At 64.9% G+C, this 9,002-nt stretch carries 6 protein-coding genes and 1 pseudogene; 4 read left to right on the top strand and 3 right to left on the bottom strand.

Annotated elements, in window-relative coordinates; genetic code table 11:
* Positions 1 to 341: 341 nt before the first annotated feature.
* The 4 genes from ACW9UR_RS25255 to ACW9UR_RS25270 are packed head-to-tail and all read left to right on the top strand — an operon-like array spanning position 342 to position 5,218.
* Positions 342 to 1,361: an ABC transporter substrate-binding protein gene (locus ACW9UR_RS25255; protein ID WP_458919850.1), complete on the top strand. Its 1,020-nt coding sequence runs from the start codon at positions 342 to 344 to the stop codon at positions 1,359 to 1,361.
* The gene (locus tag ACW9UR_RS25260; RefSeq protein ID WP_458919851.1) at positions 1,358 to 2,173 is read left to right on the top strand and encodes an ABC transporter ATP-binding protein; all 816 of its coding nucleotides are present in this window, start codon (positions 1,358 to 1,360) and stop codon (positions 2,171 to 2,173) included. The genes ACW9UR_RS25255 and ACW9UR_RS25260 overlap by 4 nt, the downstream gene beginning before the upstream one ends.
* Positions 2,157 to 3,776 carry an ABC transporter permease gene (locus tag ACW9UR_RS25265; protein ID WP_458919852.1) on the top strand — a complete coding sequence of 540 codons (1,620 nt, stop codon included), beginning with the start codon at positions 2,157 to 2,159 and terminating at the stop codon, positions 3,774 to 3,776. The genes ACW9UR_RS25260 and ACW9UR_RS25265 overlap by 17 nt, the downstream gene beginning before the upstream one ends.
* Positions 3,773 to 5,218: a CoA transferase gene (locus ACW9UR_RS25270; RefSeq protein WP_458919853.1), complete on the top strand. Its 1,446-nt coding sequence runs from the start codon at positions 3,773 to 3,775 to the stop codon at positions 5,216 to 5,218. The genes ACW9UR_RS25265 and ACW9UR_RS25270 overlap by 4 nt, the downstream gene beginning before the upstream one ends.
* A 607-nt stretch (positions 5,219 to 5,825) precedes the next feature.
* Here the strand turns inward: ACW9UR_RS25270 and ACW9UR_RS25275 are convergent.
* From ACW9UR_RS25275 to ACW9UR_RS25285, 3 genes and pseudogenes are all read right to left on the bottom strand, one after another.
* Complete coding sequence (locus ACW9UR_RS25275) at positions 5,826 to 7,148, bottom strand: sensor histidine kinase (protein ID WP_458919854.1); 1,323 nt, start codon at positions 7,146 to 7,148, stop codon at positions 5,826 to 5,828.
* A 7-nt stretch (positions 7,149 to 7,155) separates the two neighbouring features.
* On the bottom strand, positions 7,156 to 7,956 hold the full coding sequence (locus ACW9UR_RS25280) for an alpha/beta fold hydrolase (protein ID WP_458919855.1): 801 nt from the start codon (positions 7,954 to 7,956) through the stop codon (positions 7,156 to 7,158).
* 145 nt (positions 7,957 to 8,101) lie between these two features.
* A pseudogene (locus tag ACW9UR_RS25285) lies at positions 8,102 to 8,365 on the bottom strand (tyrosine-type recombinase/integrase); the annotation flags it as partial.
* Positions 8,366 to 9,002 lie beyond the last annotated feature (637 nt).

The following is a 9,002-nucleotide window of genomic DNA, read 5'->3' on the forward strand; positions in this document are numbered from 1 at the left end:
CACAGCCACGTGACGCACCTGAGACCGATCCTGCCGGGTCCTGTCCGGCATCGGCTGTAGGTCAGCCCGTGACTGGCGCGGTCCGCGCTTTGCTCGCCACATCCTGCCCTGTCGCCCGGCCGGCCCCAAAACTAAGGGCAAGGTCTTCGGCGGAATTTCCTTTCGTTTCATGTCGAAAAGGCGCGCTGCACGCCTGGCGCTGCGCACTCACATGCGGAGTCAATCTTGACCCATTAGGCCGAAGCGTTACGACTAGGTCGGAAGACGCGGCACCGCACTTGTCTTACGGTGACCTCTTGCCGAGCGCCGAGATGCCACCCACAACCTAGCAAGGGTTTGAAATGCCGAAGTTTGACCGTCGCCACTTCTTGAAGAAAACGTCTCTCGCGGGGCTGGCAGGCTTTGGGGCGACTGCGCTGCGTCCCATCGCGGCGTTCGCACAGGATCGGGCGGCCCTGCAGATGGGCTGGCTGAAGAGCGTGCAATATGCAGGGAGCTTCATCGCGGAGGAGCGCGGCTACTACGCCGACGAAGGCCTCGAGGTAGCGCTGCTCGCCGGCGGGCCGAACGCACCGGTTGATCCGGTCGTGATCTCGGGTCAGGCGCAGCTCGGCGTGTCGGCGACTGACTACGCGGCACGGGCGACGGCGAACGGTGCCGACTACACGATCCTTGGCGCGAAGAACCAGCGGCACGCCTTCTGCATCACCTCCCGTGCCGACAATCCCGTCCGCACGCCAAAGGACCTCGAAGGCGGCGTCCGGCTGGGACTCGCCACGATCAACCAGCCGGTCCTCGACGCGATCGTGCGGCTGAACGACCTCGATGCGTCCCGGATCGAGGTAGTGACCACGCAAGGCAATCCCGCGCCCCTTGCCAGCGGCGAGGTCGATTGCTTCCTCACCCTGTTCACCACCGGCCCGATCGACCTCAAACTGCAGGGGATCGAGACCCACAGCTTCCTCTTGTCGGATTACGGATACGACATCTTTTCGGGCATCTACATCTCGACGGGAGCGACACTCGACAGCCAGGGCGAGCTCGTGCGCCGTATTATGCGGGCCGAGATCCGGGGCTGGCAGGATTTCGTCGCGGACATCGAGTATGCGGTCGACCTCACCGTCGACAAATACGCCGTCGATCAGGGACTGAACCGCGACCAGCAGATGCTTCAGGCCCAGGCCCAACTCGATCTTCTGGTGACGCCGGAGACGACCGCCAACGGCCTGTTCTGGATGTCGGACGACAAGATCGCGGCGAACCTGCGCACCATGGAAATCCTCGGCATCGAGGCGGACCGCAGTCTGTTCTCGCGGGCCATGCTCGAGGAAATCTACCAGGGCCAGGCCCGGATCGAGTGAAGGACGCCACCGCGACCGCCGCCATGTCCCGCTCGAAAACCGGCGCGTCGCTCGACCATGTGACCAAGGTCTTCGCCACGGCCCGGTCCGACGTGGTGGCGGTGGACGACGTGTGCTTCGCCACGCCCAAGGGCGCCTTCACCGCACTGATCGGGCCGTCCGGCTGCGGCAAGTCGACGATCTTGCGGATGTTCGCCGATCTCGAGGCACCGTCGTCGGGCCGGGTCGATCTGCACGGGCGGAGCCCCGTTGACCTCAGACGTTCAGGGAAGCTCGGGATCGTGTTCCAGGATCCTGCGCTCATGCCGTGGCGTGACGTGCGTGCCAACGTGGAGTTGGCATTGCAGGTGACGGGGGCGTCGGTGACGCCGGGGGCGGTGGACGATCTCATTGCGCTCGTGGGTCTTAAAGGGTTCGAGCGTGCCCGTCCCGCCGAGTTATCGGGAGGGATGCGGCAACGCGTGGCCATCGCCCGGGCGCTCGTCACCGAGCCAGACGTGCTGCTTCTGGACGAACCGTTCGGCGCTCTGGACGAGATGACGCGCCGGCGCCTTAACCTCGAACTCCTGCGGATCTGGACCGCGCGGCGGACGACCACGCTCCTCGTCACGCATTCGATCGAGGAGGCGGCCTTTCTGTCGGACGTCGTTCTGGTGATGAGCCCGCGCCCCGGCCGCATCGTGGCGGAGATGCCGATCCCCTTTGCGCGGCCCCGGGGGCGCGAGTTGTTGCGCACCCCGGAATTCCACGCCATCACCGAGCGCCTGTCCGACCATCTGTTCCGCGGAGACGGCGATGACGACGCACCCTGACGTCCCGCACGGGCCGACCGACGGACGCGTATGGCGGGCGCGCGCAGAGACGGCGGCGCTCATCGCCGTTCTGCTCGTCGGCTGGGAGGTGCTCGCCAAGACGGTGCTTGCGGGGAGCTTCGCGCTGGCTGCGCCGACCGACATCCTCGTGCACCTCGTAGATCAGGCGCCGCTGTTCGTGCGGAACGTGGCGGCTACCTTCGGGACGGCCGTGCAGGGCTTCGTCATCGGCAATGTGATCGCCATCGCTTTGGCGCTGGTGATCCTGCTTGTCCCGGCGGTGGAGCGGCCCGTCTTCAGCGCCGCGCTCGCGGTCTATTCCGTACCGATCATCGCATTGGCGCCGATCCTTTTGGTGCTGCTCGACCGGGCGGACGCGATGGTGGCGCTCAGCGCGCTCAGCGTCATCTTCACGACCCTCGTCACGACGTCCCTCGGTCTCCGCTCGGCCGATCCCGCAGGCCTCGACGTCGTGCATGTGCTGGGCGGCGGGACGGTCGAAAAGCTGTGGCGCGTCAGGATCATGGCGGCGCTTCCGAGTCTCTTCGCGGCGCTGCGCGTCGCGGCCCCGGCGGCCGTCCTTGGCGCGACGGTCGGCGAGTTCATGGGTGCCGAGCGTGGCCTTGGCGTGCTCATCACCGGGGCACTCGCCGGCCTCGAGACGACGCGGGTCTGGACCGTCGCCGCGCTTGCGACACTACTGTCGGGGGGCGGCTACGCGCTGGTCGGCTGGCTCGGCGGGCGTTTGACGCCCTGGGTGGCGGGCTTGTCGGTGACCCATGCGCAGGACCCGACCATCGCGCTGCGGGACACCTCGACCGCTGCGCGGGCCGGCCGCGTGCTGCGGTCGGTCGCGATCAATCTGGCGGTTGTGTTCGGCGGCTGGGCGCTCTTCGTCGCTGCGGCGGGCCTCAACCCGTTCTTCGCCAAAGGGCCCGCCGATGTTTGGGCCTTTCTGGTCACCGATCCAGACGCTGCGGCGCACCGCGCGCTGATCTTCGGGGGGCTCGCAGTCACGCTCAGCAACGCCGGGCTCGGTTTCCTCGCAGGGCTGGCCGGCGGCACGCTCGCCGCAATCATTTTCGTCCTGCGGCCATCGCTCGAACGGGCGGTGATGCCCTTGGCGATCACGCTGCGCTCGATCCCGATCCTCGCCACCGCGCCTCTCGTAATCCTGCTCCTCGGCCGAACGCTTACGGCGACGACCGTGATCATTGCGATCCTGTCCTTCTTCCCGACCATGATCAACGTGATGACCGGTATGCGGCTGACGCGCACGGCACTCGTGGAGTTTCTGCGGACCCTGAACGCCAGCCGGTGGACGATCCTCTGGCGGGCCGAACTGCCCTCGGCGCTTCCGGCCTTCATGGCCTCGGCGCGCATTGCCGTGCCGTCGTCGATCCTTGGCGCCGTAGTGATCGAGTGGCTGATCACCGGTGTCGGCATGGGCAACGCGATCCTCTACGGCGTCTACAACGCAGATTACGCGGTGCTCTGGACCGTTGCATCGGTTCTGACGCTGGTGTCGATGTCCGCCTATGGCATCGTCGCGCTGGTCGAACGGGCGGTGCTGCGCCGCTACGCCCCGGAGCAATTGGCATGAGCGGGTTGCCGGGCAGCTTTCCGGCGCGCGCAGAGGCCATGGCGCGGCGGGGGGGGCTTTCGTTCCATGTCCCGCCCGATATCGTTGGGCACGACCCGGCAATGCGGTTTCCACGCCCCATCGGCGAAGGTGCGGCCACCGCGATCGCACTCTGCGGCGATGCGGCGGCCGAGATCTGGCGCCGCCGGACCGGCGAGGCACAGCGCGCGTCTGTCACCGTGCGCGCGGCCGCGGCTGCGGTGGCCGGCTACGCCTACCAGGTGCTGGCGCCCGGCAGCCCGGAGATTCAGGACGCGGATTGGGAGCCATACCCAGAGGGCCTGCGCGCCTGGGGCTCCCGGTCCATGCTCCGCGGCGAGAACGCCAGCAATCCGGCCGTTGCGCTCTACCCGACGCGCGACGGGCGCTGGTTCCACGTCCATGGCGGCCTGCCGCATCTCGCCCGACGTATTATGACGGTTCTGAAAACCGACAGTCCCGGGATCGGCGCGGCCGTCGCGTCGTGGCGCGCCGAAGATCTCGAGGACGCTCTGGCCGAGGCCGGCACCTGCGGCGTCGCCGTCCGCGACGCAACCGAATGGCTGGCCCATCCGCAGGGACAAGCCCTGACCGCGGGGCCGCTCGTGACGGTCGACCGGATCGGCGACGCGCCGGCGCGCGGCCTTCCGCAGGGGGCGCGGCCCCTCGCCGGGCTCCGGGTGCTCGATCTCAGCCTCGCACTGGCCGGGCCGACCTGTGCGAGAACGCTTGCCGAGTATGGCGCCGACGTTCTGAAGATCTCGGCGCCCGGCCGCGCCGACCGCCAGCCTTTTCTCGTGGAGACCGGGCACGGCAAGCGCTGGGCGTCTCTCGACCTCGATCGGCCGGCAGAGCGGGACAGGCTCGTGGAACTCGTCCGCGGCGCAGACGTCTTCGCCCAGAGCTACCGGCCCGGCGCGCTGGCCCGGCGCGGCTTCGGCCCCCGCGCCATCGCCCGGCTCTCCCCCGGGGCGATCACCGTCTCAATAAGCTGCTACGGGAACGTCGGCCCCTGGGCGGACCGGCGCGGCTGGGAAGGTCTCGCTCAAGCCGCGACCGGGCTGACCGTGCCGCGCGGAGACGGCTTGCCTCCGCGCCTCGCGCCGGGATCGGTATGCGACTACCTGACCGGCTATCTTGCAGCGCGCGGCGTCATGGAGGCGCTCCTGCGGCGCGCGGACGAGGGCGGAAGCTGGCATGTGAGCGCGTCGCTCTGCCGAACCGGCATGTGGCTCGCCGGTTTCGACCTGATTGATGAGACGGGATTGCCCGCCGAGCTCGACATGCACGAGGACCTGCTGGTTGCGACCGACACTCCTTACGGCCCGCTCCGCCATCTGCCGCCCGCACTTCATCTGCCTTCGACCCCACCCCGGTGGGAGAGCCCGCCACCGCGTGCCGGCCAGGATGAACCGGAGTGGTAGTGGCTCGGGCACGCCCACGATCGTGTTCGGTCCATCACTCATGCGACCCTCGATCGATGCCACAGTGGGAAAGCGAGCGGATCAACCGCCCGAGCATTCTCTCGCTCCTTCTTTGGCGTCAGCGGCAAAAGTCCAGTCTCGGCGGCGTCACCGCAGTACAGGGCCATCAAGACAGATGTCCGCGTTGGATCGTTCAAGTACCTCTATCCCGTGGAAGCCAACTGCCGGTCTGTCCACACTGCGAACCTCGGGCCGCTTCCAGAGCGTGCAAGCGCAGCGAACGTCGGGTTCGGCGGGCGGCGCTGCAGCATGCTGAGCAGGGATCGGAGGTCCGCAATGGGCCGTTCACGTCGGCCCGAACGTCGGGGTGGGAAGCTGGCTTAGGTCACACCAGGAAAATCGTCGGTCACCCCGGTAAGAAGCGGACGCCCTCAATGGTATCAACTTGCCCTTACTTGAGTTGATGGAACAGTGCGGCCGCGGCGAAGTTCAACAAAGTTCTGCACCGCGGTCGGATGCCGAACCGGGCTCCGGCGTAGATGATGGTTTCACACGATGCCGCTCCCGGCCAAGGATACCTATGAAGGCCTATTGGGGTTCCAATCTCCTAGACCTCGAAAACGATCTCACATCGCAATCCGTCCGGTTGATAATCGACCTCTATCTCGGCGTTCAGTTCGGCTTTCAGAAGATTTCTGATCATTTTGCTGCCGAACCCGAGTTGGTCTGGGGGCGAGACCGGCGGTCCGTCGATCTCTCGCCAAAGAATACGCAATGAGTGGTCGTTGCGCAGTTCGCAGTCTACCTCCACATAGCCATCAGGAACAGAAAGCGCGCCATACTTGAGTGCATTTGTGACCAGTTCGTGTAGCGCCATGGATAGGCTTTGGGCCTGCCCTGCCGAGAGCGTCGCACTTTGGCCTGTAATCCGAAAGCGCTCGGAGCCGCCGGCCTCGGCGGAAGCCAGCTCGAGCAACCCTGCCAGATCGCCCGCCTTCCGATCCCCGTCAGTTAGGATGTCATGGGCTCTTGAGAGGGCGTGTAGGCGGCCAGCGAAAGAGTCACGGAATTCGGCCGGCAGGGTCTGCCGGGCGATCCCCGAGACCACAGCCAAGGTGTTCTTCACGCGATGCTTCATCTCCCACATTGCCACCTCGAGGCGCTGTTGGGCCTTCTTGCGGGTTGTGATGTCGCGCAACACGACCGAGTAATCTCTCGGGGCATTGGAGTCCAAAGCAGTAATTGGAACGACGGTCGCCTCGAAGTGGCGGCCTTCAGCATCCTCGGCCTCCATGACGGCTTCCAGCGCGCTCTGGCAGCGCTCGACGGCCAGGCTGAACCAATTTGATTGTTCCGGGAAATGAATCAGTTCCTGAACTGAAAGCTTGGGAATTGACTCCGCGCCAGTCGCGAGAAGTGTCTGCGCGCCGGCGTTCCAGCTACGGATATACCCCGCCTGATCCACGCGAAAAATCGCATTGGGCGAGGTCCGGACGATGGCAGCAAGCTCTTCGGCCTTGTGCCGTGCGGTGCGGAGTTCCGTCTCATACATATGCCGCTCGCGAGCGTCGAAGATTGTATAGTCACATCGCACGAGGTTACCGGTCGCATCGCGCCGCGCTACACCGCTAAGCAACACCGGGAGGGAGGCGCCGCCCTCGACCTTCAGGGAGCAGGAGATTTCACGAACGCGGCCCTGAAGCTGCATCATCGGCGCTATATGCGTCTCGTAAAAGAGCTTTCCCGCCCCCGCCATGAGATCAGGCAGCCTTTCGCGGCAGCCTTCAATCTCCACCGAAATGTGCAGCCAACGTTTTAGCGTTCCGTTTACGAACCGCAGACGACCATCCGGATCGGTCACGACAACCCCGCATGGGGCATCCTCCACCAGTTCGACAAAGGCAGAGCGGAGCTCATCGGTGCTACCCATCTCGCGCTCAACCATTCCTGAGATAATCACGAATGGCGGCGACCACCTCGACAGGAACGGTCATGTGGGGACAATGACCGGTGGCCCGGAGTATCTTGAGTGCCGCCTCCGGCATCCGATCCTTCATCCAGTCCGCCACAGCCATCGGCACGAGTGCATCCTCGTCGCAATGGAGGATTAACGCGGGCCGAGCGGCCTGCTGGAAAGCCTTCCGCGCATCGCCGAGAAATGTCACGCGGCCAAAATGCTGTGCAATGGCGGGATCGGTACGGCAAAAGCTCTGGGTCAGTTCCTCACTCGCAGGGCCCCCTTCGGGCTGACCTGCGATCGTGGGTGCGATTTGGGCCGACCAACCCAGGTGGTTCTCGTCCAGGAACGCGATCAGGCCCTCCAGTTCATCGCGCGAGAACCCCCCTTGATAGTCGCTAGCCGCGTCGTTCATGAAGCAAGGCGAAGGCGATACGAGTACGAGCCGAGAGACCTTCTCCGGTGCCTGATTGGCGGCGAGAATGGCTATCGTGGCGCCGACCGAATGGCCGACCACCACAGCTTCGTCGAGCGCCAGTTCATCGATGATCGCGAGCAGATCCTCTGCATGGGCCTGCAGATCATCGTAGCGCGCGGGATCGTAGGCCGAGAGGTCGGACTGCCCCATGCCGGTCAGATCGTAGGTGACGATCCGGTGACTCGGCGCAAGCTGTCGCACCACATCGCCCCACATCGACTGGTCGCAGCCGAACCCATGGACAAAAACAATGGGCGTCGCCGCAGACGAGCCTCTTAGAGCAACCTTGTTTCGCTTGAGCACTACGCTAGGGCCTTTTCAATGCGGGACGTTTCCAGATTATCGCATACAGTAGTTTTCCCCCGCGGGCATCCCATCGCGGTCTGTTCTCGTAGTACCTCTGGACAAGCTGGTTCGAGCTGATAACCGCAACGGACGGCCCAGCCGATCAGATTTCGACCGACTCGGAGATCGATAGCGCGTCCTCTAGCTCGACGCCGAAGTAACGGACGGTGCTGTCCATCTTCGTATGACCAAGCAGCAATTGAGCCGCCCGAAGGTTTCCGGTCTTGCGGTAGATCTGGGCGACTTTGGTCCGTCGCATCGAGTGCGTGCCGTATGAGCTCGGTTCGAGGTCGATCGAGCTCGCCCAGCCCCGGACCAGCCCGGCGTATTGCCGGGTCGAGATGTGCAGGCGTTCGTGAAATCGGCCGGTCAAATTGCTCAACGGCCCAATGGACGAAAACTCGCTTCAAGGCCTTGTTCTTGATCAGACCGATTGATCCGAGCTTTTGAGCATATTGCAGGGTCAGGAGAGCGCCCCGAAGCAGCGGAGAATCGCGAGGTCGGGATGGTCTTCGGCGAGAGCGCGGAATTCGATCATGTTAGGATTCTGCCACAGACTGCGGTGTGGTTCCATGATGGCCGCATTGTCAGCGTTCACCCGAACCGGCATCGCGCGAGTGCAGCGAAGGTACGGACTTGCGGGCCGCACCGCGGCGAAGCAGGACAAGCGTCAATGGCAGCACTGGGCCGAGAGCCACGCTGCGTAAGGGGCTGACCAAGCGCTTGGCCCTGCTGCGCAGCGAATGGCCAGTCGGCGCCCAAGTTGACCAATGCTGCGGGCTGCACCGGCGGCAACTTAGCCGACTTGCCAGCCATCTGATCGAATCGCTCGGATGACTGCTTCGAGACTACATCGCCCTTCTTAGCACGCGAAGAATCTCATCTTCGGGCGCAGCGTAGATCCCTTGGGACTTCTTGCTCTGGCCAATGAACAGCGTGAGACCCTCGATTGCCGCAGTGACGTGAAGAGCAAGCGCATCGCAGTCTGTTTGCGGCCAGTGAGG

It is taken from the genome of Halovulum sp. GXIMD14794, from assembly GCF_054457455.1.